The 26,084-nt window shown below is 58.8% G+C and carries 24 protein-coding genes; 13 read left to right on the top strand and 11 right to left on the bottom strand.

Translation table 11 applies throughout. From position 1 onward, the window contains the following. The first annotated feature begins 287 nt into the window (after positions 1–287). The 6 genes from hisB (at position 288) to CKW21_RS01770 (ending at position 4,319) form a co-directional block, all read left to right on the top strand. A complete protein-coding gene (hisB, locus tag CKW21_RS01795; RefSeq protein ID WP_024778052.1) occupies positions 288–881 on the top strand; it encodes an imidazoleglycerol-phosphate dehydratase HisB in 594 nt (197 codons plus the stop codon). Continuing rightward, on the top strand, positions 881–1,519 hold the full coding sequence (hisH, locus tag CKW21_RS01790) for an imidazole glycerol phosphate synthase subunit HisH (RefSeq protein WP_095192308.1): 639 nt from the start codon (positions 881–883) through the stop codon (positions 1,517–1,519). Before hisB ends, hisH begins: the two co-directional genes overlap by 1 nt. Continuing rightward, complete coding sequence (locus CKW21_RS01785; RefSeq protein WP_095192307.1) at positions 1,520–1,783, top strand: DUF2164 domain-containing protein; 264 nt, start codon at positions 1,520–1,522, stop codon at positions 1,781–1,783. 95 nt (positions 1,784–1,878) lie between these two features. Then, positions 1,879–2,616, top strand: coding sequence for a 1-(5-phosphoribosyl)-5-[(5-phosphoribosylamino)methylideneamino]imidazole-4-carboxamide isomerase (gene hisA / locus CKW21_RS01780; RefSeq protein WP_095192306.1), 738 nt, complete (start codon positions 1,879–1,881; stop codon positions 2,614–2,616). A 9-nt stretch (positions 2,617–2,625) separates the two neighbouring features. After that, on the top strand, positions 2,626–3,396 hold the full coding sequence (gene hisF, locus CKW21_RS01775) for an imidazole glycerol phosphate synthase subunit HisF (protein ID WP_007897430.1): 771 nt from the start codon (positions 2,626–2,628) through the stop codon (positions 3,394–3,396). Positions 3,397–3,563: 167 nt separating this feature from the next. Further along, positions 3,564–4,319: an ABC transporter substrate-binding protein gene (locus CKW21_RS01770; RefSeq protein WP_095192305.1), complete on the top strand. Its 756-nt coding sequence runs from the start codon at positions 3,564–3,566 to the stop codon at positions 4,317–4,319. 10 nt (positions 4,320–4,329) lie between these two features. On the opposite strand, the gene CKW21_RS01765 is transcribed toward CKW21_RS01770, so the two are convergent. The 5 genes from CKW21_RS01765 to gpmI form a co-directional block, all read right to left on the bottom strand. After that, positions 4,330–5,610, bottom strand: coding sequence for a Vps62-related protein (locus tag CKW21_RS01765; protein WP_095192304.1), 1,281 nt, complete (start codon positions 5,608–5,610; stop codon positions 4,330–4,332). A 113-nt stretch (positions 5,611–5,723) separates the two neighbouring features. Next, entirely contained in the window at positions 5,724–6,500 is a 777-nt protein-coding gene (locus CKW21_RS01760) for a divergent polysaccharide deacetylase family protein (RefSeq protein WP_095192303.1), read from the bottom strand. Between the two features lie 2 nt (positions 6,501–6,502). Continuing rightward, positions 6,503–7,822 carry a S41 family peptidase gene (locus CKW21_RS01755; RefSeq protein ID WP_095192302.1) on the bottom strand — a complete coding sequence of 440 codons (1,320 nt, stop codon included), beginning with the start codon at positions 7,820–7,822 and terminating at the stop codon, positions 6,503–6,505. Between the two features lie 31 nt (positions 7,823–7,853). After that, positions 7,854–9,146: a murein hydrolase activator EnvC gene (locus CKW21_RS01750; RefSeq protein ID WP_095192301.1), complete on the bottom strand. Its 1,293-nt coding sequence runs from the start codon at positions 9,144–9,146 to the stop codon at positions 7,854–7,856. 229 nt (positions 9,147–9,375) lie between these two features. Then, the gene (gene gpmI / locus CKW21_RS01745; protein ID WP_095192300.1) at positions 9,376–10,905 is read right to left on the bottom strand and encodes a 2,3-bisphosphoglycerate-independent phosphoglycerate mutase; all 1,530 of its coding nucleotides are present in this window, start codon (positions 10,903–10,905) and stop codon (positions 9,376–9,378) included. 153 nt (positions 10,906–11,058) lie between these two features. Between gpmI and CKW21_RS01740 the strand changes: the two genes are divergently transcribed. The 3 genes from CKW21_RS01740 to secB are packed head-to-tail and all read left to right on the top strand — an operon-like array spanning position 11,059 to position 12,257. Beyond that, positions 11,059–11,472 (top strand): rhodanese-like domain-containing protein, encoded by a 414-nt coding sequence (locus CKW21_RS01740; protein ID WP_095192299.1) that lies wholly within the window; start codon positions 11,059–11,061, stop codon positions 11,470–11,472. 1 nt (position 11,473) lies between these two features. Further along, positions 11,474–11,728, top strand: coding sequence for a glutaredoxin 3 (gene grxC / locus CKW21_RS01735; protein ID WP_095192298.1), 255 nt, complete (start codon positions 11,474–11,476; stop codon positions 11,726–11,728). A gap of 43 nt (positions 11,729–11,771) precedes the next feature. Continuing rightward, on the top strand, positions 11,772–12,257 hold the full coding sequence (gene secB, locus CKW21_RS01730; protein WP_095192297.1) for a protein-export chaperone SecB: 486 nt from the start codon (positions 11,772–11,774) through the stop codon (positions 12,255–12,257). A 128-nt stretch (positions 12,258–12,385) separates the two neighbouring features. Here the strand turns inward: secB and CKW21_RS01725 are convergent, their stop codons facing one another. Beyond that, a complete protein-coding gene (locus CKW21_RS01725; protein ID WP_095192296.1) occupies positions 12,386–12,841 on the bottom strand; it encodes a tRNA (cytidine(34)-2'-O)-methyltransferase in 456 nt (151 codons plus the stop codon). Here CKW21_RS01725 and CKW21_RS01720 point away from each other — a divergent pair. Further along, positions 12,840–13,280 (top strand): hypothetical protein, encoded by a 441-nt coding sequence (locus CKW21_RS01720; RefSeq protein ID WP_095192295.1) that lies wholly within the window; start codon positions 12,840–12,842, stop codon positions 13,278–13,280. The genes CKW21_RS01725 and CKW21_RS01720 overlap by 2 nt on opposite strands. 554 nt (positions 13,281–13,834) lie before the next feature. Here the strand turns inward: CKW21_RS01720 and ntrC are convergent. From ntrC to glnA, 4 genes are all read right to left on the bottom strand, one after another. After that, the gene (gene ntrC, locus CKW21_RS01715) at positions 13,835–15,271 is read right to left on the bottom strand and encodes a nitrogen regulation protein NR(I) (RefSeq protein WP_056852210.1); all 1,437 of its coding nucleotides are present in this window, start codon (positions 15,269–15,271) and stop codon (positions 13,835–13,837) included. Further along, a complete protein-coding gene (gene glnL / locus CKW21_RS01710) occupies positions 15,268–16,353 on the bottom strand; it encodes a nitrogen regulation protein NR(II) (protein WP_056852211.1) in 1,086 nt (361 codons plus the stop codon). The genes ntrC and glnL overlap by 4 nt, the downstream gene beginning before the upstream one ends. A 362-nt stretch (positions 16,354–16,715) precedes the next feature. Further along, the gene (locus CKW21_RS01705) at positions 16,716–17,225 is read right to left on the bottom strand and encodes a DUF4124 domain-containing protein (protein ID WP_095192294.1); all 510 of its coding nucleotides are present in this window, start codon (positions 17,223–17,225) and stop codon (positions 16,716–16,718) included. A gap of 286 nt (positions 17,226–17,511) precedes the next feature. Beyond that, positions 17,512–18,918, bottom strand: a complete 1,407-nt coding sequence (gene glnA / locus CKW21_RS01700) for a type I glutamate--ammonia ligase (protein ID WP_095192293.1) — start codon at positions 18,916–18,918, stop codon at positions 17,512–17,514. A gap of 327 nt (positions 18,919–19,245) precedes the next feature. Between glnA and thiI the strand changes: the two genes are divergently transcribed. Then, entirely contained in the window at positions 19,246–20,700 is a 1,455-nt protein-coding gene (gene thiI / locus CKW21_RS01690; protein WP_095192291.1) for a tRNA uracil 4-sulfurtransferase ThiI, read from the top strand. A gap of 139 nt (positions 20,701–20,839) precedes the next feature. After that, on the top strand, positions 20,840–22,660 hold the full coding sequence (typA, locus tag CKW21_RS01685; protein ID WP_040063516.1) for a translational GTPase TypA: 1,821 nt from the start codon (positions 20,840–20,842) through the stop codon (positions 22,658–22,660). 214 nt (positions 22,661–22,874) lie between these two features. Here typA and CKW21_RS01680 read toward each other — a convergent pair whose 3' ends face one another. Beyond that, complete coding sequence (locus CKW21_RS01680) at positions 22,875–23,312, bottom strand: YkgJ family cysteine cluster protein (protein WP_095192290.1); 438 nt, start codon at positions 23,310–23,312, stop codon at positions 22,875–22,877. Between the two features lie 256 nt (positions 23,313–23,568). Between CKW21_RS01680 and CKW21_RS01675 the strand changes: the two genes are divergently transcribed. Continuing rightward, positions 23,569–26,019 carry a glycogen/starch/alpha-glucan phosphorylase gene (locus CKW21_RS01675; protein WP_095192289.1) on the top strand — a complete coding sequence of 817 codons (2,451 nt, stop codon included), beginning with the start codon at positions 23,569–23,571 and terminating at the stop codon, positions 26,017–26,019. Positions 26,020–26,084 lie beyond the last annotated feature (65 nt).

Here is a 26,084-nt window from a genome sequence, read left to right as displayed (position 1 = left end):
TGAGGGTCTGGCCTGGTATCTTCAGGCCAACGCCAAACCCTGTGGGAGCGAGCCTGCTCGCGAATGCGGTCTGACAGTCGACAGAGATGTTGAATGTGCAGCCCCTTTCGCGAGCAGGCTCGCTCCCACATTTGTTTTGTGATCCATGCCAATGGCTTGTATGGACATGTCTATCCCCGACGGCCGGGGATTCTATCCGTCAGCGATATCACCTCTCGTGTTTCTGTTTGGCGCCCGCGCCCCTATAATGGTTGCCTTTTTCGCCCAATGATTTTGCGGAGCTGGTGATGGCCGAACGTAAGGCGTCAGTCGAGCGCGACACTCTGGAAACCCAGATCAAAGCCTCGATCAACCTGGATGGCACCGGAAAGGCCCGATTTGATATCGGTGTGCCTTTTCTTGAGCACATGCTCGACCAGATCGCCCGTCACGGGCTGATCGACCTGGATATCGTCAGCAAAGGCGACCTGCATATCGATGACCACCACACGGTGGAAGACGTCGGTATCACCTTGGGTCAGGCATTCACCCAAGCCATCGGTGACAAGAAAGGCATCCGTCGTTACGGCCACGCCTATGTGCCGCTCGATGAAGCGCTGTCGCGCGTAGTGATCGACTTCTCCGGCCGTCCTGGCCTGCAGATGCACGTTCCCTATACCCGTGCCACCGTCGGCGGTTTCGACGTTGACCTGTTCCAGGAGTTCTTTCAGGGCTTCGTCAACCACGCCAACGTCACCCTGCACATCGACAACCTGCGTGGCCACAACACCCACCACCAGATCGAAACCGTGTTCAAGGCTTTCGGTCGCGCGCTGCGCATGGCCGTAGAGCTCGATGACCGCATGGCCGGTCAGATGCCGTCGACCAAGGGCGTTCTGTAATGCAGACAGTCGCGGTTATCGATTACGGCATGGGCAACCTGCACTCGGTGGCCAAGGCCCTCGAGCACGTCGGTGCCGGCAAGGTGCTGATCACCAGCGATGCCAGCGTGATTCGCGAAGCCGACCGGGTGGTTTTCCCCGGTGTCGGCGCGATTCGCGATTGCATGGCGGAGATTCGTCGCCTCGGCTTCGACTCGCTGGTGCGTGAAGTCAGCCAGGACCGTCCGTTCCTCGGCATCTGTGTCGGCATGCAAGCCTTGCTAGACACCAGTGAAGAGAACGACGGCGTCGACTGCATCGGCCTGTTTCCCGGCGCGGTGAAATTCTTCGGCAAGGACCTGCATGAAGACGGCGAACACCTGAAAGTCCCGCACATGGGCTGGAACGAAGTGAAGCAGAAGGTGAGTCACCCGCTGTGGCACGACATTCCGGACCTGGCGCGTTTCTATTTCGTGCACAGCTATTACATCGCGGCCGCTAATGCGCGCCAGGTGGTGGGTGGCGGTCATTACGGTGTCGATTTCGCCGCAGCGCTGGCCGACGGCTCGCGTTTCGCCGTGCAGTTCCACCCGGAGAAAAGCCATACCCATGGCTTGCAACTCTTGCAGAACTTCGCTGCGTGGGACGGTCGCTGGTAAATGGCCGTCAAGAAGTCCAGACCGCCGATCCTGACCCTCACGCCCGAACAGGAGCGTGAAGCCAATCACAAGATTCAGCGGTTCATGGAAGATCGCTTCGAACTGGACCTGGGTTCATTCGAGGCGGCGGAAATTCTTGAGCTGTTTACCCGTGAAATTGCTCCGCACTATTACAACAGGGCGATTTTCGATGTGCAGGCGCACCTCAAGGAGAGGTTCGAAAGCATCGAAAGCAACCTGTGGGCGCTCGAAAAAAGCAGCTGAAAGCTTCAAGCTTCAAGCTGCAAGAGAGAAACATACACACGCATGCTTGCAGCTTGTGGCTTGCAGCTTGCAGCTCTTTTGACGAAGGAAAAAGCATGCTGATTATTCCCGCTATCGATCTTAAAGACGGTGCCTGTGTTCGTCTGCGCCAGGGCCGCATGGAAGATTCCACGGTGTTCTCCGATGACCCGGTGAGCATGGCTGCCAAGTGGGTGGAGGGCGGTTGCCGTCGTCTGCATCTGGTCGACCTGAACGGCGCGTTCGAAGGTCAGCCGGTCAACGGCGAAGTGGTCACCGCCATCGCCAAACGCTACCCGAACCTGCCGATCCAGATCGGCGGCGGCATCCGTTCGCTGGAAACCATCGAGCACTACGTGAAAGCGGGCGTGAGCTACGTGATCATCGGCACCAAAGCCGTGAAAGATCCGGCCTTCGTTGCCGAAGCCTGCCGTGCGTTCCCGGGCAAGGTGATCGTTGGCCTGGATGCCAAGGACGGTTTCGTCGCCACTGACGGTTGGGCTGAAATCAGCACCGTTCAGGTGATCGACCTGGCCAAGCAGTTCGAAGCCGACGGCGTGTCCGCTATCGTTTATACCGATATCGCCAAAGACGGCATGATGCAGGGCTGCAACGTGCCGTTCACCGCTGCGCTGGCCGCTGCCACCAAAATCCCGGTGATCGCCTCCGGCGGCATCCACAACCTCGGTGACATCAAGACGCTGCTCGACGCCAAGGCGCCAGGCATCATCGGTGCGATCACCGGTCGGGCGATCTACGAAGGCACTCTCGATGTCGCTGAAGCACAAGCTTTCTGCGATTCGTACAAAGGCTGAGGACTGACCATGGCGCTGGCCAAACGCATCATCCCTTGCCTGGACGTGGATAACGGCCGGGTGGTCAAGGGTGTCAAGTTCGAGAACATCCGTGACGCCGGTGACCCGGTGGAAATCGCCCGTCGGTATGACGAGCAGGGTGCTGACGAGATTACTTTTCTCGACATCACCGCCAGCGTCGATGGTCGCGACACCACGCTGCATACCGTCGAGCGCATGGCCAGCCAGGTGTTCATCCCGCTGACCGTCGGCGGTGGCGTGCGTACCGTGCAAGATATTCGCAACCTGCTCAATGCCGGTGCGGACAAGGTTTCGATCAACACCGCGGCTGTGTTCAATCCGGAATTCGTCGGCGAAGCTGCGCAGCATTTCGGCTCGCAGTGCATCGTCGTTGCCATCGATGCGAAGAAAGTTTCCGGCCCTGGCGAAACCCCGCGCTGGGAAATCTTCACCCACGGCGGCCGCAAGCCGACCGGCCTCGACGCCGTCGAGTGGGCGAAGAAAATGGAAGGCCTGGGCGCCGGTGAAATCCTCCTGACCAGCATGGATCAGGACGGCATGAAAAACGGCTTCGACCTCGGTGTAACCCGTGCCATCAGCGATGCACTGGGCATTCCGGTGATCGCTTCCGGCGGCGTCGGCAACCTGCAGCATTTGGCCGATGGCATTCTCGAAGGCCACGCCAGTGCAGTGTTGGCGGCGAGTATTTTCCACTTCGGCGAATACACCGTGCAGGAAGCCAAGGCCTATATGGCTCATCGCGGCATCGTGATGCGCTAGGCTCATACGAAAACTGCCTGCGCGACGATCAGCTACGTTAAAAACAGGTTCGCCTGATCGTCGCTCGGCGAGTTTTCGTAAAGACCCTGACATTCCAATACAGGCCAGTGGACATCATGGCGGGCTCAAGGCACTCTTGGGTACGCCATGGATTTCGGTAGCCAGACATGCTTAAACGCCTTCTTCTCGTCCTTGCCAGCGCTTCCCTGTTGTTTGTCAGTGGAGGGCAGGCTGCAGACAATCCCGACACCGACATGGTGTTGCTGACGGAAAACTTCCCGCCGTACAACATGGCGAAGAACGGCAAGAACTTCGCGCAAGACGAAAACATCAGTGGCATTGCCACGGACATCGTCCGTGAGATTTTCAAGCGCGCCGACATTACCTACAGTCTGACGCTGCGTTTCCCTTGGGAGCGGATCTACAAACTCACCCTGGAAAAGCCCGGTTATGGCGTGTTCGTCATGGCGCGGCTACCTGATCGCGAAAAGTTGTTCAAATGGGTCGGCCCGATCGGCCCGGACGACTGGATCATGCTGGCCAAGGCTGACAGCAAGATCACCCTCGAAACCCTGAATGATGCACGCAAATACAAGATCGGCGCCTACAAAGGTGATGCGATCGCCGAGACACTGGCCAAGCAGGGACTCAATCCAATCGTTGTGCTGCGCGATCAGGACAACGCGAAGAAACTGGTCAACGGCCAGATCGACCTGTGGGCCACAGGCGACCCGGCCGGCCGTTACCTGGCTCGACAGGACGGCGTGACCGGGCTCAAGACGGTGTTGCGCTTCAATAGCGCCGAGCTTTATCTGGCACTGAACAAGGACGTGCCGGACGAAACCGTTGCCAAACTGCAAGCTGCACTGGATCAACTGCGCAAGGAAGGTGTGGTGGACGACATCATGGCGCGGTATCTGTAGGGACAGGTAATTATGTCATCGGCTTGGGGATGAGGACTTCGCTGTCTATTTCTGGCGGGTATTCGATCCAGCGCAAGCTGTCGGTATCGGCGTAACTGAAGTTGATGCCCAGCTCTGTGTCATCTTCGCGCAGCAAGGCGTAGTGACTCTGCAGCTGATAAACCGCCAACATCTTGTTTTTCGGAACGATAGAGGCGACGACTACGGTATTTGAGCTCTCCCATCCGCTGGACGATGTTTCGGTGTGAGTGAAGTCAGTGCTCAATTTTGCCGAGAAATTTATTGATCGCGCGTTGGAAACCCCGGTCGGCCATTCTGAGCTGACCTCGATAGATGTGATTCGGGTGAATAATTTCTGATTCCTGCGGCTCAGAACTCGGGGCGCTGTCCATGTGAACAGCCTGCTTTTTTCTCCATTGTTATGGCCATGCCCGACAAGCACGTATTGGTCGGTCCTTTCCAGTCGGTAGTAGGGTGATTTGCTCATTTTTTCTTTGGGAAGCCGGTCGTGTTCTTCGACAGCGAACCAGGGAATCGTGGCGATTTGAGTGGTCTCTGAAGTCTCATCAGGTGGAGTTTCAAATCCTGAAAGTACTGGAAGCTCAGGTGCGGAGTTGATCTGCAGCGGGATCTGCATGCGCAATGAATAACCAGCGACCTCTATTAAAGGTTTGGTATAGCTGTTGAAGCCGACAAAGGTGCCCGGTGCGAAGTAGATTTCCCCCGCTGCTGCTGCCGGGGGATCGATATTCCAGCCGCTGAAGTTCTGTTTGGCACCGCTGCCTTTATCATCCCAGATCAAGTCACCGAGATTTGAGGCGATCACTAGATCCGACCGGACGCAGCGTACCGCGTTCAAGGGAGGTTTTTCGTGGTCGGAACACACCAATCCAAGTGTCACATAGCCCTCAGGAGGGATTGGACGCCATAGGCTGCAGTCCTTTCTAGCCCCGGAGCCTGTATCTTTCCAGACCTGTTCAAAGTCCACGGGTTGGCTGAGCGCTTTGCCTTTAGCACTATCCGCGCTCGGCGCCTCAGCTTCGCATACAACCGCCACTACTTTGTTCCCGTTGATGTTGCCGTATCCGGAAGCAGCGACGTCACCCAGCGGGAAAAAACCCGGCAACAAATCAGGAGCAGGGCTGGGGCGCCAAAAGGTTGCAGGTTTTGAGTCTGAGCCCTTGGTGTCCCAGATCCGTTGGAACTCCGTCGTGAAGTTGATCAGCAGGTTGTCGAGTTTTATCGATTCCATTGGCCTGGAGGCTGTTGTGAGACTGTTCTCGGTATTCATAGTCATTCCTGATAATTGAAAAGCGACTCAGAGTCGCGACCTGTTGCAGGTCTCAATATCTGGAATTGGATGAGGTGGCGGGCGGTAACTATTTATAGGTGTGTGGCGGGTTGTTACCGATATATTCCGTCTTTTCCATGGGCGCTCATGGCGCGATTGCCGCGCACGCTGATCATTTGTCGGACATCGATCCACTCAATTCCCTGCGCCTTGAGCTTCGGCAATTCCCGCTCCAGCACTGCCAGGGTTTGTGGATAAGGATGGCCGATCATCACCGCCGATCCCTGTTTGCGCGCCAGGCCGATCGCAGTCTGCAGCTGGGTGTAGATTGCCGTCTCGGTGGGTTCGTCATCAAGAAATACATCCCGCGAAACGCTCGCCAGATCAATCTTCTGCGCCTGTTGCGCCGCCACGGTCTGGGCGCTGGTGCGGCTGTCGACGAAAAACTTGTGCCTGCGCTGAAGCTCGCCCATCAACCACGCCATGGCGGCGGGTTGCGCGGTCATGCGGCTGCCCATGTGGTTATTGATGCCGGCGGTATAGGGCACCCTTTTGAAGGCGGCGTTGAGACGATTTTCGAGTTCTTCGATGGGCAGTTCGGGATGCCAGGCGAACGGGCCGGTGGCCGGGTCCATGGGCATGTGCAGGATGACGATCTTGCCGGCGCGATGGGCTTCGCCGGCAAATTCGGTGGCGTGGGGTGTATCGGGCATGATCGCCGTGGTCACCGGGCCGGGCAGGGCCAGGACGCGGCGATCCCGGGGCAGGTTCTGCCCCAGGTCATCAATGATCAGACTCAGGTAGGCCTTGTGAGGCGTCGACCCGGCGGGATCTGCGTGAGCAGTGCCCGCCAGGCAGCACAACAGGGCGAGGATGAAGCGCAGGCACATCCTCAGCGGCCGGACGTGATGCTCAGCCCTTTGAGCAGGCTCAGGGCCTGGGCCAGTTGGTAATCGTCATCCTGCGGCATCGCCTTGGCCTTGCCGCCGGTGCCGGTCGGTCTGTCGGCGCCACCGTTGCCATTGCCCAAGTGACCTTGCAGATCGGCCTCCTTGAAGTAGTCGCTGTCCTGCTCGCTGGTGATCTTGGCCTTGCGTACTTCGATGTCCGGGACGATGCCCTGGGCCTGGATCGAGCGGCCGTTCGGTGTGTAGTACAGCGCTGTAGTAATTTTCAGCGCGCGCTCGTTGTTCAGCGGCAGCACGGTTTGCACCGAACCCTTGCCGAAACTGGTGGTGCCCATGACGACCGCGCGTTTTTGATCCTGCAGGGCGCCCGCGACGATTTCCGAAGCCGAGGCGCTGCCGCCGTTGATCAGGGCAACCATTGGCACGGCTTCGCTTTCGTCCTTGCCGGTGGCCGAGAAGCGCAGTTCTGAGTTGGCGATCCGGCCCTTGGTGTAGACGATCAGGCCCTTGGTGATGAAATGGTCGACCACTTCCACCGCCGCTTGCAGCACGCCACCCGGGTTGTTGCGCAGGTCGAGGATGATGCCGTTGAGTTTCTTGCCGTTGTCCTTGCGCAATTTGGCCAGGGCCTTGGAGACCTCTTCGCCGGTCTTGACCTGGAACTGGGTAATGCGGATGTAGCCGTAGCCGGACTCCAGCAGCTGGCTCTTCACGCTCTTCACTTGAATGATCGCGCGGGCCAGGGTCACGTCGAATGGCGTTCCACCGTCACGTACCAGGGTCAGGGTAATTTTCTGGCCGATCTTGCCGCGCATCTTGTCCACGGCTTCGGTCATGCTCTGGCCGCGGGTTGGCTGGCCGTTGATCTTGACGATGAAGTCGCCCGCCTGGATGCCTGCCTTGGAGGCCGGGGTGTCATCGATTGGCGAAACTACCTTGATGAACCCGTCCTCGGAGCCGACCTCGATGCCCAGGCCGCCGAATTCGCCGCTGGTGCTTTCCTGCAACTCGGCGAAGTCTTCCGGTCCCAGGTAGGCGGAGTGCGGATCAAGGTTGCTGAGCATGCCCTTGATCGCGTTTTCCAGCAGGGTCTTGTCGTCCACCGGTTCGACATACGCGGCCTTGATCCGATCCATGACCTCGGCGAAAGTGCGCAACTCTTCCAGCGGCAATGGCGCCTTGGTGGTCGCGGCAGTGCCCGCAGGCGCGACAGCCGGGACCGGTTGAGCGGCAAACGCCAGGGGCGCGCCGATCACCAGGGCGATCGTCAGGGCCAGCGAGGTAAGGCGGGACAAATGCAGCATGTCGAACGAACTCCTGAAGTAGGTAGCGCGCTTATCCTTGCGCGCGACACCATTGCGCCGGATCACTCGGGTGACCCTGCTGACGAATCGCAAAATACAATGCTGGCGTGTCCTGCCCACCACTGTTACCGACAGTGGAGATGGACTCGCCGGCTTTTACCACGTCACCCGCAGACTTGAGCAGTGTCTGGTTGTGACCGTAAAGACTCAAGAAACCGTTGCCGTGATCCAGAATCACCAGCAGGCCGGCGCCACGCAACCAGTCGGCGAACACCACGCGGCCACCGTGTACCGCATGCACTGCGCTGCCAGCCGATGCGCCGATCATCACGCCGTCCCATTTGGTCCGGGCATCGTCGCCGCGGCTTTCACCGAAGCGTGCAAGCAGTCGACCGTCGACAGGCCATGGAAGTTTGCCGCGGCTTGAAGCAAAAGGTCCGCCGAAGGTTTCGCCTGAGCTTGAAACCAGAGCGCCGGGTGTCGATTTGATGGGTTTGCGTGGGGCGTCAGTGGCCTCTGCTTGAGCCTGAGCCTCACGTAAACGCTTTTTTTCGGCTTCCTGCTGGGCGATCAGCGCTTTCTGCCGCGCCTCTTCTGCCTCACGAGCCTGGCGGGCCAGGGTTTCTTCAATGGTTTTAAGGACTTTAGACAGGTCTGCCTGATCCTGCTCGCGGGCTGCCAGTTTCTGGTCGCGGGCTTTCACGTCGTCATTGAGCCTGGCCAGGACTTGCTGGCGTTCCTGGCGGACTTTGTCGAGTTCATCGCGCTGGCTGTCGAGGCTGCTTTTCTGCACCAGCAACTGGGCCTGCTGCTTGGCGATGTCCTGCTCGACGTTGGCCAGTTGGCGCAGGGTTTCATTGAAATTCTTCAGCTGCTCCAGGCGGGCCTGGCTCAGGTAGTCGTAATAGGTGAGGGTACGGGCGAATTTTTCAGGATTCTGCTGATTGAGCAGCAGTTTCAAGTATTCCTGACGACCGTTCTGGTAGGCCGCCCGGGCCTGGATCGCGATCAGTCTTTGCTGTTCAGTGCGTGCGCTCTGGAGTTTTTTTTTCTCCGCGTCGAGTCGCTGCAGCTCGGATTCGCTCTTCTTCAGCTCTTTTTGCAGGGCATCGACCTGCTTCTCGAGCTTGCCCATCTCGGTCTCGGTGCCTTTGAGATCCTTCTGCACGCCGGATTTTTCTTCCTGCAGTTTGCCCAGCAGCTTTTTCAGCTCGGCAATGTCCTGACGCGTGGCGTCCAACTGTTGTTGGGTTTGCGCGCGCTCGTCAGCGAAGGCCGGTTGGAGCAGGCAAGTCAGAGCAAGGGCTATCAGGACGCGAAGCATAGAGGCGGGCGACACCAGGGAAAGGGACAGCCTAGTATGCCCGCCCCACGCTGCAAAAAAAACGCCCAAATGGGGTTGTGTGATAACTGGCCCGAAAAACACTGAAGATCAATGTGGGAGCGAGCCTGCTCGCGAAAGCGGCGTGTCAGGCAACGTTGATGTCGACTGACAGTCCGTATTCGCGAGCAGGCTCGCTCCCACAGGGTATTGCGGTGTTTGTAAGTCCGGATTACACCAGGATCGATGTCCCGGTCATTTCCGCCGGTTTTTCCAGGCCCAGCAGCTTCAGCATGGTCGGTGCCACGTCCGCCAGCACGCCGCCTTCGCGAACCTTGAGGTCACGCTTGCCGACATAAATGAACGGCACTGGCTCGGTGGTGTGCGCGGTGTGCGCCTGACCGGTGGTTTCGTCGGACATTTGCTCGACGTTGCCGTGGTCGGCGGTGATCAGCGCTTCGCCGCCGACTTTTTCCAGGGCATCGACAATGCGGCCGACGCACTGATCCAGGCATTCAACGGCTTTCACCGCGGCTTCGAATACACCACTGTGGCCAACCATATCGCCATTGGCGTAGTTGACCACGATCACGTCGTAACGCTGGTTTTCGATGGCATCGACGATACGGTCGGTGACTTCCGGCGCACTCATTTCCGGTTGCAAGTCGTAAGTGGCGACTTTAGGCGATGGAATCAGGATGCGTTCTTCGCCCGGGAAGGGTTCTTCGCGACCACCGGAGAAGAAGAAGGTTACGTGAGCGTACTTCTCGGTTTCAGCGATGCGCAACTGGGTCTTGCCGTTTTTCGCCAGGTAGTCGCCCAGCACGTTTTCCAGGCTGCCAGCAGCGAAGGCCGATGGCGCTGGGATGCTGGCGGCGTATTGGGTCAGCATCACGAAGCCGGCCAGTTTTGGCTGACGGCTGCGCTCGAATTCCTTGAAATCGTCTTCGACGAAAACGCGGGTCAGCTCGCGGGCACGGTCGGCGCGGAAGTTCATGAACACCACGGCGTCACCGTCTTCGACTTTCACCGGCTCGCCGATAGAAGTGGCTTTGACGAACTCGTCGCTCTCGCCCCGCTCGTAGGCGGCTTGCAGGCCTTGCTGTGCGGTGGCGGCGTTGAATTCGCCAGCGCCATCGACGATCAGGTTGTAGGCCTGGGACACTCGATCCCAGCGGTTGTCACGGTCCATCGCATAGTAACGACCGATGAGGCTGGCGATGCGGCCTTTGCCCAGTGCCTGGAAGGTGGCATCCAGCAGTTCGATCGACGATTGCGCGCTTTTCGGTGGCGTGTCGCGGCCGTCGAGGAAGGCGTGCAGGTAGATTTTTTCCGCGCCGCGTTTGGCGGCCAGCTCGGCCATGGCCACCAGGTGATCCTGGTGGCTGTGCACGCCGCCATCGGACAGCAGGCCCATGAAGTGCACGGCCTTGCCGGCGGCAACGGCTTTATCCACCGCGGCGCATATGGTCGGGTTCTCGAAGAACTCGCCGTCGCGGATCGATTTGGTGACGCGAGTGAAGTCCTGGTACACAACGCGACCGGCGCCGAGGTTCATGTGGCCGACTTCGGAGTTGCCCATCTGGCCATCCGGCAGGCCGACGTCCATCCCGCTGCCCGAGATCAGGCCGTTGGGCACAGTGGCCCATAGACGGTCCAGCACGGGCTTCTTCGCTGCAAAAATCGCGTTGGATTCAGGGCTTTCACTGTGACCGAAGCCGTCGAGAATCATCAGGACCAAAGGTTTGGGCGTGGTAGTCATGGAATCCACTCTGGCTTAAGTTAAAAGAGGCGATGGAAAAAGGGAGTCGCAGTTTAAAGCGAAGTTCCGGCCACGTCACCGCCGGACGGGGTTTGGCCCACCATGGGGGCTGTGTATACTGGCCGACATTTTAACGCCCTGGAACCTCCTTCGATGGTTGCTAACCTGATTCAATTTGCCACCAACCACTACATTCTCGTCGGTATCTTCGTCGTACTGCTGGCACTGCTGATTGCCTATCAGTTGCAAGGCGGCGGCCGCAGCCTGAGCACTGGCGAACTGACGGGCCTGGTCAACAAAGACGCAGGCGTGGTGATCGACATCCGTCCGAGCAAGGACTTCGCCGCCGGTCACATTGTTGGCGCGCTGAACATTCCTCACGACAAGCTGGCTGCTCGCGTTGGCGAACTGGAAAAACACAAGGCCAAGACCATCATCCTGGTCGATGCCATGGGCCAGACCGCCGGCACCCACGCTCGCGAACTGGTGAAGGCCGGCTTCACCGCCGCCAAGTTGTCCGGTGGTGTTTCCAGCTGGAAAGCCGACAATCTGCCGCTGGTGAAGTGATATGAGCCACGTCGTCGTCTACTCCAGCGATTACTGCCCTTATTGCTCGCGAGCCAAATACCTGCTCGAGAACAAAGGCGTGGCCTTCGAAGAGATCAAGGTCGATGGCAAACCGCAGGTGCGCGCCGCCATGGCTCAGAAAGCCGGACGTACGTCCGTGCCGCAGATCTGGATCGGCAGCACCCACGTCGGTGGCTCTGATGATTTGTTTGCCCTGGAGCGCGCCGGCAAGCTCGACGCGATGCTCAAGGCCTGAATTCCGTACCCAATAAAAGACCCAAGATCAGAAAGGATCTGAGATGACTGACCAACAGAACACTGCAGCTAGCGAAGAAGAAACCGCACCGCAATTCTCCTTGCAGCGCATCTACGTACGTGACTTGTCCTTCGAAGCCCCGAAAAGCCCGGCGATCTTCCGCCAGCAGTGGGAGCCGAGCGTCGGTCTGGATCTGAACACCCGTCAAAAGGCGTTGGAAAACGATTTTCACGAAGTCGTTCTGACCTTGTCGGTTACCGTGAAGAACGGTGAAGAAGTGGCGTTCATCGCTGAAGTGCAACAGGCCGGGATCTTCCTGATCAAGAACCTGGACGCGCCTTCGATGAGCCACACCCTCGGTGCGTTCTGCCCGAACATCCTGTTCCCGTACGCTCGTGAAGCACTGGACAGCCTGGTGACCCGTGGTTCGTTCCCGGCCCTGATGCTGGCGCCAGTGAACTTCGACGCACTGTACGCACAAGAGCTGCAACGCATGCAGGCGGCTGGCGAGACGCCTACCGTTCAGTAAGCGGTCTCAGGCAAGCGATATCAATGTGGGAGTGAGCCTGCTCGCGAATGGGGAGTATCAGATGACATCCAAGTCGCCTGACACACCGCCTTCGCGAGCAGGCTCGCTCCCACATTTTGTTTCGGGTGTTATTTGAAGCCGTTCTGCCGCCATGCTTCGTAAACGGCCACCGCCACGGTATTGGACAGGTTCAGGCTGCGGCAGCCTTCACGCATCGGCAGGCGCAGGCGTTGTTCGCCGGGCAGGGCGTCCAGCACTTCGGCCGGCAGGCCCCGGCTTTCCGGGCCGAACAGGAACGCATCTCCCTCCACGAAGCTGGCGTCGTGGAACAGTCGCGAGCCCTTGGTTGTGAAGGCGAACACTCGTGGGTTACCCAGGCTTTCCAGGCAACTGGCCAAGTCAGCGTGGCGTTGCAGAGTGGCATACTCGTGATAGTCGAGGCCGGCCCGGCGCAGGCGCTTGTCGTCCATCTCGAAGCCCAGCGGTTCGATCAAATGCAGGTGGCAGCCACTGTTGGCGCACAGCCTGATAACGTTGCCGGTATTCGGCGGAATTTCTGGTTGGAAAAGGATGACGTGAAACATGCACGGCTCCGAAGGTAAAGATGAGCGGCATTCTACGCCGCAACCCGATCCTCGTTCGAAACTATTCCCGCGAGTGATGGCATCGCTGGCGATTGTCGGGGTGATGGTGGGGCTGATGATCGGTCGCCTGACCACACCCGACCCCAGCGAATTGCAGCAGGTCGAGGTGACGAATGACGGGTTGGTGGTGTGGTTCAACAACGAACCCAAGACCCACGGCGAGATCGTCGACGGCAGCATCGCGTTGTTGTTCGAAGCGCAAGGCAAGGCGCAGCAAGGTCAGCTCAAGCTCAACGACAAAAGCGTGAACTGGCGGGTACGTTCGAGTGACGGGGGATTGTTGCTGACGGCGGTGGCGGCCCGGCCCCTGCAAGGGGAGTGGACCGGCAGCGAAGTCGATGACCGCTGGCGGCTGGAGATCCATCTCCGGGAGCAATAAAAGAGGGAATCCCCGGCCTGCCTGTACCAAGGACCCCAAAACGGCAGGGCTCGTCGCTTATGCGGTGTGAGCCCGGTGTAAAGAGGGAATCCCCGGCCTGCCTGTACCAAGGACCCCAAAACGGCAGGGCTCGTCGCTTATGCGGTGTGAGCCCGGTGTAAAGAGGGGAATCCCCGGCCTGCCTGTACCAAGGTCCCCGAAACTGGGTAGTGAACTGAATCACTGATGAGACTATTGCAGGGGGCGTGCCAGGTTTTAACAAGTTGAAACAGAAAGGCGCATAGAAATGCTGAGAGCCCCGTAATCCGGGGCTTTCGTGTTTTTTCGATAGGGGTTCGATTGCGAACGGAGGCGGGATTTCGGATCAGTTTCCGTGCGCGATTGCGGTTCACGGTGCATTCGTGCGGTGCACAGTGGCCCTAAAAGCTTCGCGAGCAGGCTCGCTCCCACAAGATTCGGTGGTGTTCACTCAATAGTGAAAACACTGCAAATCCACTGTGGGAGCGAGCCTGCTCGCGAATGGGATGTGACGGTCAGTGAAGAACCAAGGCTAATTAGCCCTCATCCCCCTCATCATCATCCCCACCATCAACCTTCATCCCCAATTCCTTGATCTTGCGCGTCAGGGTATTACGCCCCCAGCCCAACAAGACCGCGGCGTCGCGACGACGGCCTGCAGTGTGCTTGAGGGCCGTTTCGATCATGATCCGCTCGAAGGCCGGCACGGCGCTGTCCAGCAGGCTCGACTGACCGCGGGCCAGCGCCTGGTCGGCCCACTGGCGCAGCGCCTGCTCCCAGTTGGTCACCGGTGCCGAATCCTGCGGCAGGCTCAGCAGCTCCGGCGGCAGATCACCGATGTGCACTTCGCGACCGGAAGCCATCACGGTGATCCAGCGGCAGGTGTTCTCCAGCTGACGCACGTTGCCGGGCCATGGCAGGTTTTTCAGGTATTCCTCGGTTTCGCTCTTCAGCAGTTTTGGCTCGACGGCCAGTTCTTGCGCGGCGCGGCTGAGGAAGTGCTTGGCCAGGGTCGGGATGTCTTCACGACGGTCCGACAGGCGCGGGATGTGGATGCGGATCACGTTGAGACGGTGGAACAAGTCCTCACGGAATTTCCCGGCATGAACCAAGGTTTCCAGATTCTGGTGGGTCGCGGCGATGATCCGTACATCGACCTTCACTGGTACGTGTCCGCCAACCCGATAGAACTCACCGTCGGCCAATACCCGCAGCAGACGGGTCTGGGTGTCGGCCGGCATGTCGCCGATTTCGTCGAGGAATAGCGTACCGCCGTCCGCCTGCTCAAAACGTCCGCGACGCAGGTTGGCGGCACCGGTGAACGCGCCTTTTTCGTGGCCGAACAGCTCGGACTCCATCAGGTCTTTCGGGATCGCCGCCATATTCAGCGCGATAAACGGCGAAGCCGCACGCGGACTGTGGCGGTGCAAGGCATGGGCCACCAGTTCTTTACCGGTCCCTGATTCGCCGTTGATCAGCACGGTGATGTTGGAGTGGCTCAAGCGCCCGATGGCGCGAAACACTTCTTGCATCGCTGGCGCTTCACCGATGATCTCCGGGGTGCGGGTCAGGGTCGGAGCGACTTCCAGGCCTTGCTGTTCCTGGGCGTGCTGGTTGGCGCGCTTGACCAGCGAGACTGCTTCGTCGACATCAAAAGGCTTGGGCAGGTATTCGAACGCGCCACCCTGGTAGGACGCGACAGCGCTGTCCAGATCGGAGTGCGCCGTCATGATGATCACTGGCAGTCGTGGGTGTTGTTCGCGAATCCGCGCCAGGAGATCCAGGCCGCTGGCGCCAGGCATGCGGATGTCGGAAATGATCACGTCCGGCTGCTGGCGCGCCAGTCGGCTCATCACGCCATCGGCGCTGTCGAAGCTCTGCGTGGTCATGCCTTCCTGTTGCAAGGCTTTTTCCAGGACCCAACGGATAGAACGGTCGTCATCGACGATCCACACGGTTTCACTACGGCTCATGTCGATGTGGCTCCTTGTTCCAGTGGCAGAAAGATCGAGAAAGTGGTGTGGCCGGGGTGGCTGTCACATTCGATCAGGCCCTGGTGCTGGCTGATGATGTTCTGGGTAATGGCCAGGCCGAGCCCGGTACCGTCCGGACGACCGCTGACCATGGGAAAAAAGATGGTTTCCTGGAGTTCGGCAGGAATGCCCGGCCCGTTGTCGATGATTTCGATCTTGGTCACCAGGCGGTGACGCACATGGCCGATGGTGAATTGCCGCATGGCACGGGTGCGCAGGCTGATGCGGCCCAGGCGCAGTTCGTTCTGGCTGCTGATGGCCTGCATGGCATTGCGCACGATGTTCAGCACGGCCTGGATCATCTGTTCGCGATCGATCAATACATCGGGAATGCTCGGGTCGTAATCGCGCACCAAAGTGATGCAGCCCTGGCTTTCGGCCTCGACCAGATGACAGACGCGCTCCAGCACTTCGTGGACGTTGCACATGGCCAGCGACGGCAGCTTGTTGGAGCCGAGCATGCGATCTACCAGATTACGCAGGCGGTCGGCTTCTTCGATGATGACGTTGGTGTAGTCGCGCAAGCTTTCTTCCGGCAGCTCACGGGCGAGTAACTGCGCCGCGCCACGAATACCGCCCAGCGGATTCTTGATTTCGTGGGCGAGACCGCGCACCAGCATCTTGCTGGTTTCCTGCTTCGACAGCTGCGCTTCTTCCTTGGTGATGCGCAGCAGGCGGTCGCGGGGATGTACTTCAAGCAGCAGCAGTGTGTCGCCATTGCTCAGGATCGGCGTGACCGCGTAATCCACCGTCAGGGTCTGGCCGGTGAGCGCGGTGAGCATTGCTTCACGCTTGGTGAACGGATGCGCCTGCTGGACGGCCTGACGCAACGAGTTCAGTGCCTCGGTGGATTCGGTGAACAGCTCGCTGATGAATTGACCATGGCTTCGCTGGCCGCTGATGGCCAGGAGCATCTCCGCCGCCGGGTTCATGTACTCGAGTCGCAATTCGGCGTCGAGCAGGATGGTGGCGGTTGTCAGGTTGTCGAGTAGCAAACGATGCAGTGCGTCGCTGATGGTCATTCAGGACCTCTTTTGGCGCATGGATAAAGAGCTGATACCAGGAAACTGCAAAAACCAAACCAAGGCTCCGAAAAGAAGCGTTCAACGCCTGAAACGGGCGTTTGACGCTCGATTGCGTGGCGTCCGATCGGACTTGGCGGGTACTTTCGAACCAAAATGGGTTGGATTTCGAGCGCGGCGCAACCATTCGCACCAATATAGTGCGCAAAGCTGAACAAGGTTAGAAAATCGGCAGGAACCGGCTTTTTCTTCGGCTGGTTTATCGATGAGCGGACATTCCGGCCATTGGCCGTCTTCAATGGACGTGACGACCATCGCTGACGCAGGCAATGCGAGCAGGCAGGCAATCAGCAGTCAGGGCTTCAGCGCTTGTGTACCCGTTGCACGGTAAAGGTCACTGTGGGGCTTTGCTGGATCACGGTTGCGCCGTCAATCACTTGCACCGCGAGGCTGTGCAGGCCACGGTCGATGTTCACCAGTTGCAGGGCCGGTACGTTGCCTGGCTGGCCGTAAGGGTTGCCGTCCAGCAGAAGCCGGAACAGGTGCGAGCCTTTCAGGTGTGGTTTGATCAGCACATTGACGGTAAACGTGCCGTTATTCGCGCGCAGGGCTTCGGTGGTGGGCAGGCCCGTGAGTTCGAGTAACTCGTAGGCGCTCTGAGGTTGTTTGCGGGCTTCGGCGGCGGGTGAGGGGTTGCCGGTTGGCTGGGTTCCAACACTGTTGAGCGGTGGCAACTCGACCGGCTGAGCCCTCACGCCATCCGGCGGTTGATTGCTGTAGGCGGTATTGCCATCGGAATCTGTGTACTTGTAGATCTGTGCTGAGGCGGGCAGGGCGATCAGTAGCAGGATGAAGAGAAAACAGCGACCCATAAAATCGACCGGAAGCAAAAAAAAACGTTGGATTGCAGCATAGAGCAGGAAGGGTGGTTGGCCTAGCTTGTTAACAATTGGATATGGATTTGCCAGTTGTCCCCTGTGGGAGCGAGCCTGCTCGCGAAGGCGGACTTGCAGGCGACAACTGTTTTGAATGTACAGGCCTCTTCGCGAGCAAGCTCGCCCCCACCGGGGGTCTTCAGTGGTCGTTGAATCGCGGGCATAAAAAAGGCCTCCCTAAGGAGGCCTCTTTTTTCACGCCGCTTGCGCAGGCGTCACTGGATTAGCAGCTGTAGTACAGGTCGTATTCCAGTGGGTGTACGAAAGTACGTACCTTGATTTCTTCTTCGCTTTTCAGAGCGATGTAAGCGTCGATGAAGTCGTCGGAGAACACGCCGCCTTTGGTCAGGAACGCACGACCTTTGTCCAGCTCTTCCAGGGCTTCTTTCAGGCTGCCGCAAACTTGTGGGATCTCTTTCGCCTCTTCAGGCGGCAGGTCGTACAGGTTTTTGTCAGCGGCATCGCCAGGGTGGATCTTGTTCTGGATACCGTCCAGGCCAGCCATCATCAGTGCTGCGAAGCACAGGTATGGGTTGGCAGCCGGATCCGGGAAGCGCGCTTCGATACGGCGCGCTTTCGGGCTCGACACGTAAGGAATGCGGATCGAGGCGGAACGGTTACGGGCGGAGTAGGCCAGCATTACCGGAGCCTCGAAGCCTGGAACCAGACGTTTGTAGGAGTTGGTTGCCGGGTTGGTGAAGCCGTTCAGAGCCTTACCGTGCTTGATGATGCCGCCGATGAAGTACAGAGCGGTATCGGACAGGCCGGCATAGCCTTCGCCTGCGAAGGTGTTCTTGCCGTCTTTCCAGATCGACATGTGAACGTGCATACCCGAGCCGTTGTCGCCGTACAGAGGCTTAGGCATGAAGGTAGCGGTGCGGCCGTAGGCATCGGCAACGTTGTGCACGACGTACTTCAGGGTTTGGGTTTCGTCGGCTTTCTTCACCAGGGTGTTGAACTTGACGCCGATTTCGTTCTGGCCGGCAGTTGCCACTTCGTGGTGGTGAACTTCGACGGTCAGGCCCATTTCTTCCAGTGCGTTGCACATGGAGGTGCGGATTTCGTGGTCGTGGTCGAACGGCGGAACCGGGAAGTAGCCACCTTTGACGCCTGGACGGTGACCTTTGTTGCCGCCTTCCACGTCCTGGTCGGACATCCACGAACCTTGTTCGGAGTAGATCTTGAACATGGAGCCGGAAATGTCGGACTTGAACTTCACTTGGTCGAAGATGAAGAACTCTGGCTCTGGACCGGCGTACACGGTGTCACCGATGGCGGTGGACTTCAGGTACTCTTCGGCGCGCTTGGCGATCGCACGTGGGTCGCGGTCGTAGCCTTGCATGCTCGAAGGTTCGATGATGTCGCAGACCAGGATCAGGGTCGGCTCTTCGGTGAACGGGTCCAGTACGGCAGTGCTGTCGTCCGGCATCAGGATCATGTCGGAGGCTTCGATGCCTTTCCAGCCAGCAATGGAGGAACCGTCGAACATTTTGCCGACTTCGAAGAAGTCTTCATCCAGCGCATCGCGAGCCGGCATGGTCACGTGGTGCTGAGTGCCGCGGGTGTCCGTGAAGCGCAGATCAATCCACTTGACGTCATGATCTTTGATGAGTTGAACCGACTTCGACATAGTGTCCTCCGGGTGGATTAGGGCGGTAGTGGATGCCCTTAAATGTTTGTGATGCCGGCGCGAATACTCTGCCAAGGCAACCTGCCTCACAAGGGAGCAAATTGCATGCCAGTGCCCCAGCATGGGTTTTTTGCCCCAATTTCACGCTTATAGAGGTGCAAAGCGTCTTAAAACGGAAATCCTCGCCCCTTAATGTAGCGTGGAAAGCGGAAAGTGACCCGTTTTGGTGCGTGCAAAACCTTCTGCACATTAACTGGTTAAACCTTGAGCAATTTCCGCTATAATCCGCGCCCCCCTTTTTCGGCTGGCCCAGCGCGCGCTGTTTTCATGAAACTAATCGTAAAAGTCTTTCCCGAGATCACCATCAAGAGCCGCCCGGTACGGATGCGTTTCATCCGCCAATTGGCCAAGAACATCCGTGCCGTGCTCCGCGATCTGGACCCGGCTGTGGTGGTGAACGGCGTATGGGACAACCTCGAGCTGGAAACCCGCGTCAGCGACCCCAAGGCCCTGAAAGAGATGGGCGAGCGCCTGAGCTGCATGCCCGGCATCGCGCACTTCCTGCAAATCGACGAATACCCGCTGGGCGATTTCGACGACATCGTCGAAAAGTGCAAGCAGCACTACGGTGATGCACTGGCCGGGAAGATCTTCTCGGTACGTTGCAAGCGCGCTGGCAAGCACCCATTCAGCTCCATCGATATCGAGAAATATGTCGGCAGCCAGTTGCGCCGTCAGTGCGGTGCTGCCGGGATCGACCTGAAAAAGCCGGAAATCGAAGTCCGCATCGAAGTTCGCGACCAACGGTTGTTCGTGATCCACAGCCAGCACAATGGCATCGGCGGATATCCGCTGGGCGCGCTGGAGCAGACGCTGGTGCTGATGTCCGGCGGTTTCGACTCCACCGTCGCTGCCTACCAGATCATGCGCCGCGGGCTTATGGCGCATTTCTGCTTCTTCAACCTGGGCGGACGTGCCCACGAACTGGGCGTCATGGAAGTCGCGCATTTCATCTGGAAGAAGTACGGCAGCTCGCAACGCGTGTTATTTGTCAGTGTGCCGTTCGAGGAAGTGCTGGGAGAAATTCTCGGCAAAGTCGATAACAGTCATATGGGCGTAGTATTGAAGCGTATGATGTTGCGCGCTTCCTCCCAAATTGCCGATCGACTGCACATCGAAGCGCTGGTCACTGGTGAGGCGATCTCCCAGGTGTCGAGCCAGACGTTGCCGAACCTGTCCGTGATCGACTGCGTGACCGACAAGCTGGTCTTGCGTCCGCTGATCGCCAGTCACAAGCAGGACATCATCGACACGGCCAACGAAATCGGCACTGCCGATTTTGCCCGGCACATGCCGGAGTATTGCGGGGTCATTTCGGTCAATCCGAAGACCGCCGCCAAGCGCTACCGCGTGGAGCACGAAGAGAAAGAATTCGACATGGCAGTCCTTGAGCGTGCGCTCGAGAACGCCAAGCTGGTGCCGATCGATCGCGTGATCGATGAATTGGGCCAGGACTTGCAGATTGAAGAAGTCAGCGAAGCGCTGGCCGGTCAGATCGTGATCGACATCCGCCACCCGGATGCCGCCGAGGATGACCCGCTGGAGCTTGCTGGTATCGAGGTACAAACGATGCCGTTTTATGCTCTGAACGCTCGTTTCAAGGAACTGGACCCTACTCGCCAGTACCTGCTGTATTGCGACAAAGGCGTGATGAGTCGCCTGCATGCCCACCATTTGCTCAGTGAGGGGCATGCCAATGTGCGCGTTTATCGACCGAGCTAAGTGCCCGGGGCTGTTTGCCTGTGGCCTGCGTCACCGGCCCCCCGATGCCACCGTCAAGCTGTAACGGCTTTCACGGACGCTACTGTTAATCGCTGCCAAGACTTGTCAGCACACCGAATCCTCTGATCGAGATACACAAGTGATCGAAAATCTACGCAACATCGCCATCATTGCCCACGTTGACCATGGTAAAACCACCCTGGTAGACAAACTCCTGCGTCAATCCGGCACCCTGGAGCGCAACGAGCTCAACGACGAGCGCGTGATGGACTCCAACGACCAGGAAAAAGAGCGCGGTATTACCATTCTGGCGAAAAACACCGCCATCAACTGGAACGGCTACCACATCAACATCGTGGACACCCCGGGCCACGCCGACTTCGGCGGCGAAGTTGAACGCGTAATGTCGATGGTCGACTCCGTTCTGCTGCTGGTTGACGCTCAAGACGGCCCTATGCCGCAAACCCGTTTCGTGACCAAGAAGGCGTTCGAAGCCGGCCTGCGTCCAATCGTGTGCATCAACAAGGTTGACCGTCCAGGCGCGCGTCCGGACTGGGTTCTGGACCAGATCTTCGACCTGTTCGACAACCTGGGTGCCACCGAAGAACAGCTGGACTTCAAAGTCGTCTACGCCTCGGCCCTGAACGGTATTGCCGGTCTGGACCACAACGAAATGGCTGATGACATGACCCCGCTGTACCAGTCGATCGTCGACAACGTACCGGCGCCGGCTGTTGACCGTGACGGTCCGTTCCAGATGCAAATCTCCGCACTGGACTACAACAGCTTCCTGGGTGTTATCGGCGTTGGCCGTATCGCTCGTGGTCGCGTCAAGCCGAACACTCCGGTTGTGGCGATCAGTGCTGACGGCAAGAAGCGTAACGGTCGTATCCTGAAGCTGATGGGTCACCACGGTCTGCACCGTGTCGACGTTGAAGAAGCAGCTGCCGGCGACATCGTGTGCATCAGCGGTATGGACGAGTTGTTCATCTCCGACACCCTGTGCCAGCTGGACACTCCAGAGGCGATGAAGCCTCTGACCGTTGACGAGCCAACCGTTTCCATGACCTTCCAGGTCAACGACTCGCCATTCTGCGGTAAAGAAGGCAAGTTCGTGACTTCCCGTAACATCAAGGAGCGTCTGGACAAAGAGCTGCTGTACAACGTTGCACTGCGTGTTGAAGAAGGCGACTCGGCTGACAAGTTCAAGGTTTCCGGCCGTGGTGAGCTGCACCTCTCGGTACTGATCGAAACCATGCGTCGCGAAGGCTTCGAAATGGCTGTAGGCCGTCCGGAAGTGATCATCCGTCTGGTTGACGGCGTGAAGCACGAACCGTACGAAAACGTCACCATCGACCTGCCGGAAGAATCCCAGGGCAAGGTGATGGAAGAGATGGGCCTGCGTAAGGGCGACCTGACTAACATGGTGCCGGATGGCAAAGGCCGTGTACGTCTGGAATACAACATCCCTGCTCGTGGTCTGATCGGTTTCCGTAACCAGTTCCTGACCCTGACCAACGGTGCTGGCATCCTGACCTCGATCTTCGACCGTTACGACGTGATGAAGTCCGGCGACATGTCCGGCCGTCAGAACGGCGTTCTGGTTTCGGTTGAAACCGGCAAGGCGCTGACCTACTCCCTGGAAACCCTGCAGGCACGTGGCAAGCTGTTTGTTGAACACGGTCAGGAAATCTACAACGGTCAGATCGTTGGTCTGAACAGCCGTGACAACGACCTGGGCGTTAACCCTACCAAGGGCAAGAAGCTCGACAACATGCGTGCTTCGGGTAAAGACGAAACCATCGCCCTGGTTCCACCTGTTCGCTTCACCCTGGAACAGGCTCTGGAATTCATCCAGGACGACGAACTGTGTGAAGTGACGCCTAAGTCCATCCGTCTTCGCAAGAAGATCCTGGACGAAAGCGAGCGTACCCGCGCTGCCAAGAAAGCCAAGGCGTAACTAGCCCCGGCTGAACGAAAACGCCCCCGGTCGAAAGGCCGGGGGCGTTTTTGTTTGTCCGGGATTTGTGCGGCGGTTTACTGGCCTCATCGCTGGCAAGCCAGCTCCCACAGGGTTTTGAGTGGGTACATGAAATTCGTGTACGACAACAATCGCTGTGGGAGCTGGCTTGCCAGCGATGGCGGCCGATCAGCCGCCAGAGTTTCAGGACAGATCAGAACCGCTCGATGGTCCGCGAATTACGCTCGCGCTCCACTTCCTTGGGCTTGTACGCGCAATACCCCGGCCGTGGGCCGATTTTCGGGTGATTGCGGCAAGTGTCGGGGCGCTTTTCATAAATAGTGCACAGACGGCTCTTACGATCCAGATAGTAGCAATCGTTGTTACTCATGCGCTGGAGGGTGAAGATGCCTGATTTCTGGTTGAAGCGTTCGACCAACCCTTCCTTCTGCAGACGCTTGGCGATGTTCTTCGGTGGATCGCCCAGCTCGAATTCGTCGACCACGCCGATACGGACCAGGTCCTTGATTTTGACCTCCACCGGCAGCGTGCAGCAGCTGGAGACACACGAGCCGCACATCGGGGCCGAATATTTGGCCCAGGTATCGAGACGGTCGATCTCGGCGGCGGCAATCAGGTTGGGCTTCATCATCGAGGGTTTTACCAGGCGTATGCATCAGGGCGCGCGATCATACCGGGACTGGTGGATTTTTGAACAACCTTTCGCCAGATTTTTTCTGCGTCGGCCAGCAAACCACTAATCCGGCACGGCCCCTGCATTGTTTGATGTAACCGACAATGTATTGCCGATCGATTCGCATAACAGGAAAAACTGCCGAACCAGAGCCTCTACCGCCTGTCAGACCGTCTAGGCTCAGACAACTCCAAGCTCGCTCGAGGTCCTATCGATGACTCAAGAACCACTTGTTCGCGAAGCAGAGGTGGCCGCATTCCGCGACGCCGTCTTGACCAAGCTCACCTATGCGGTGGGCAAAGACCCGGATCACGCCTTCGACCATGACTGGTTCGAGGCCATCGCGCTGGCGGCGCGTGATCACATGGTCGAGCACTGGATGGACCACACGCGACAGATCTACCGCAAGGGTCAGAAACGCGTTTATTACCTCTCCCTGGAGTTTCTCATCGGCCGGCTGCTCTATGACAGTCTGAGCAACCTCGGCCTGCTCGACGTGGCCCGCGAGGCGATGACGGAGCTCGGTGTCGACATCGAACGCATTCGCCTGCTGGAGCCCGACGCGGCACTGGGTAACGGTGGCCTCGGTCGCCTGGCTGCGTGCTTCATGGAAAGCATGTCGACCCTGGGTATCGCCGGCCACGGCTACGGTATTCGCTATGAGCATGGCTTGTTTCGCCAGGCCATCGTCGACGGTTGGCAGCAGGAGCAGACCGAACACTGGCTGGATTTCGGCAACCCTTGGGAGTTCGAGCGGCCAGAGGTGGTTTACACGATCGCCTTCGGCGGCGGTGTCGAGACCGTGACCGATGACGCCGGCAAGTCAAAGCAAGTCTGGCACCCGGCAGAAACCGTTCGGGCCATTGCCTACGACACACCGGTGGTCGGCTGGCGCGGGGCGAGCGTGAACACCTTGCGTCTGTGGCGCGCCCGGGCCATGGAAGATTTGCACCTGGAGCGTTTCAACGCCGGTGACCACTTGGGTGCGGTCGCCGAAGTGGCCCGGGCCGAAAGTATCTCCCGCGTGCTCTATCCGGCGGACAGCACCGAAGCCGGCCAGGAGCTGCGGCTGCGCCAGGAATACTTCTTCGTTGCCGCGTCCCTGCAGGACTTGCTGCGCCGCCATCGCAACATGCACACCTCGGTGCTGACCCTGGGCGACCACGCGGCGATTCAGCTCAACGACACCCACCCCTCGATTGCCGTGGCCGAGTTGATGCGTCAATTGGTCGACGTCTATGACGTGGCCTGGGACGCGGCGTGGCAGATCACGGTCGATACGCTGTCCTACACCAACCACACGCTGCTGCCCGAAGCGCTGGAAACCTGGCCGGTCGGTTTGATGGAGCGCATGTTGCCGCGGCACATGCAGATCATTTACCTGATCAACGCCCAGCACATCGACTCGTTGCGCGCCAAGGGCATCCACGATTTCGACGTGCTGCGTGCGGTGTCGCTGATCGAAGAAGACAATGGCCGTCGCGTACGCATGGGCAACCTGGCGTTCCTCGGCTCCCACAGTGTCAACGGCGTGTCCGGGCTGCATACGCAACTGATGCGCAAAACGGTGTTCTCCGAACTGCACAAACTCTACCCGCAGCGGATCAACAACAAGACTAACGGCATTACCTTCCGCCGTTGGCTGTATCAGTCCAACCCGGAGTTGACCTCAATGCTGGTCGATGCTCTAGGGCCGGATGTGCTGGACAATCCCGAGGAGCGCTTGCTCGGCCTGGAGCCATTCGCCGAGAAGACAGCGTTTCACAAGGCCTTCGCCGAACAGCGCCTGCACAGCAAAAAAGCCCTGGCGTACATCATTCACGAACGGCTGGGGGTGGCGGTCAACCCGGCGGCGATGTTCGACGTGCAGGTCAAGCGGATCCACGAGTACAAACGCCAGTTGCTCAATCTGATGCACACCGTGGCGTTGTACCAGGCGATCCGCGCCGAGCCGGAAATCGACTGGGTGCCGCGAGTGAAAATCTTCGCCGGTAAAGCGGCGGCCAGTTATCACCAGGCCAAGCTGATCATCAAGCTGACCAACGACATCGCCCGGGTGGTGAACAATGACCCGACGGTGCGTGGTTTGCTCAAGGTAGTGTTCCTGCCCAACTACAACGTCAGCCTGGCGGAGAGCATCATTCCGGCGGCGGATTTGTCCGAGCAGATTTCCACGGCCGGTTTCGAAGCGTCCGGCACCAGCAACATGAAATTCGGCCTCAACGGTGCGTTGACCATCGGTACGCTGGATGGCGCCAACGTGGAAATGTGCGAGCGCATCGGTGCCGAGCACATGTTCATCTTCGGCCTCAGTGCCCAGCAGGTTGAAGCGCGCAAGCAGAACCACGAGTTCAGTGCGGTGCCGGACATCGCCGCTTCCCACCGGCTCAACGATGTATTGCAGGCGATTCGCGGTGGGGTGTTCTCGCCGGATGATCCGTCGCGTTACACAGGGTTGATCGATTCGTTGGTGGACTACGACCGCTTCCTGGTCTGCGCCGATTTCGATTCCTACTGGAACGCGCAGATGCGGGTCGAGGCCCATTGGCACGATTCGAAAGAGTGGTGGCGTTCAGCGGTGCTGAGCACGGCGCGGATGGGCTGGTTCTCGTCAGACCGGACGATTCGCGAGTACGCCACGGATATCTGGAAAGCTTTGGGATAGCTTGTAGCAATAATTGCGAGCAAGGCCCAGCGGCTGCCGGGCCTGATCGATATACTAAGCATCAG

The sequence above is a fragment of the Pseudomonas sp. Irchel 3A7 genome (assembly GCF_900187565.1).
Classification (GTDB): Bacteria; Pseudomonadota; Gammaproteobacteria; order Pseudomonadales; family Pseudomonadaceae; genus Aquipseudomonas.
Note: the sequence above shows the minus strand (reverse complement) of the source record. Positions and strands in the feature narration are given on the sequence as shown.

Coding starts and splice junctions, on each gene's coding strand:
- ntrC (WP_056852210.1), bottom strand. CDS start 15,271: ATGAGCCGTAGTGAAACCGTGTGGATCGTCGATGACGACCGTTCTATC.
- hisB (WP_024778052.1), top strand. CDS start 288: ATGGCCGAACGTAAGGCGTCAGTCGAGCGCGACACTCTGGAAACCCAG.
- CKW21_RS01675 (WP_095192289.1), top strand. CDS start 23,569: ATGACTCAAGAACCACTTGTTCGCGAAGCAGAGGTGGCCGCATTCCGC.
- hisH (WP_095192308.1), top strand. CDS start 881: ATGCAGACAGTCGCGGTTATCGATTACGGCATGGGCAACCTGCACTCG.
- CKW21_RS01755 (WP_095192302.1), bottom strand. CDS start 7,822: ATGCTGCATTTGTCCCGCCTTACCTCGCTGGCCCTGACGATCGCCCTG.
- CKW21_RS01785 (WP_095192307.1), top strand. CDS start 1,520: ATGGCCGTCAAGAAGTCCAGACCGCCGATCCTGACCCTCACGCCCGAA.
- CKW21_RS01725 (WP_095192296.1), bottom strand. CDS start 12,841: ATGTTTCACGTCATCCTTTTCCAACCAGAAATTCCGCCGAATACCGGC.
- CKW21_RS01720 (WP_095192295.1), top strand. CDS start 12,840: ATGCACGGCTCCGAAGGTAAAGATGAGCGGCATTCTACGCCGCAACCC.
- CKW21_RS01680 (WP_095192290.1), bottom strand. CDS start 23,312: ATGATGAAGCCCAACCTGATTGCCGCCGCCGAGATCGACCGTCTCGAT.
- grxC (WP_095192298.1), top strand. CDS start 11,474: ATGAGCCACGTCGTCGTCTACTCCAGCGATTACTGCCCTTATTGCTCG.
- CKW21_RS01705 (WP_095192294.1), bottom strand. CDS start 17,225: ATGGGTCGCTGTTTTCTCTTCATCCTGCTACTGATCGCCCTGCCCGCC.
- thiI (WP_095192291.1), top strand. CDS start 19,246: ATGAAACTAATCGTAAAAGTCTTTCCCGAGATCACCATCAAGAGCCGC.
- CKW21_RS01750 (WP_095192301.1), bottom strand. CDS start 9,146: ATGCTTCGCGTCCTGATAGCCCTTGCTCTGACTTGCCTGCTCCAACCG.
- CKW21_RS01770 (WP_095192305.1), top strand. CDS start 3,564: ATGCTTAAACGCCTTCTTCTCGTCCTTGCCAGCGCTTCCCTGTTGTTT.
- hisA (WP_095192306.1), top strand. CDS start 1,879: ATGCTGATTATTCCCGCTATCGATCTTAAAGACGGTGCCTGTGTTCGT.
- CKW21_RS01740 (WP_095192299.1), top strand. CDS start 11,059: ATGGTTGCTAACCTGATTCAATTTGCCACCAACCACTACATTCTCGTC.
- secB (WP_095192297.1), top strand. CDS start 11,772: ATGACTGACCAACAGAACACTGCAGCTAGCGAAGAAGAAACCGCACCG.
- hisF (WP_007897430.1), top strand. CDS start 2,626: ATGGCGCTGGCCAAACGCATCATCCCTTGCCTGGACGTGGATAACGGC.
- CKW21_RS01765 (WP_095192304.1), bottom strand. CDS start 5,610: ATGAATACCGAGAACAGTCTCACAACAGCCTCCAGGCCAATGGAATCG.
- glnA (WP_095192293.1), bottom strand. CDS start 18,918: ATGTCGAAGTCGGTTCAACTCATCAAAGATCATGACGTCAAGTGGATT.
- gpmI (WP_095192300.1), bottom strand. CDS start 10,905: ATGACTACCACGCCCAAACCTTTGGTCCTGATGATTCTCGACGGCTTC.
- CKW21_RS01760 (WP_095192303.1), bottom strand. CDS start 6,500: ATGTGCCTGCGCTTCATCCTCGCCCTGTTGTGCTGCCTGGCGGGCACT.
- glnL (WP_056852211.1), bottom strand. CDS start 16,353: ATGACCATCAGCGACGCACTGCATCGTTTGCTACTCGACAACCTGACA.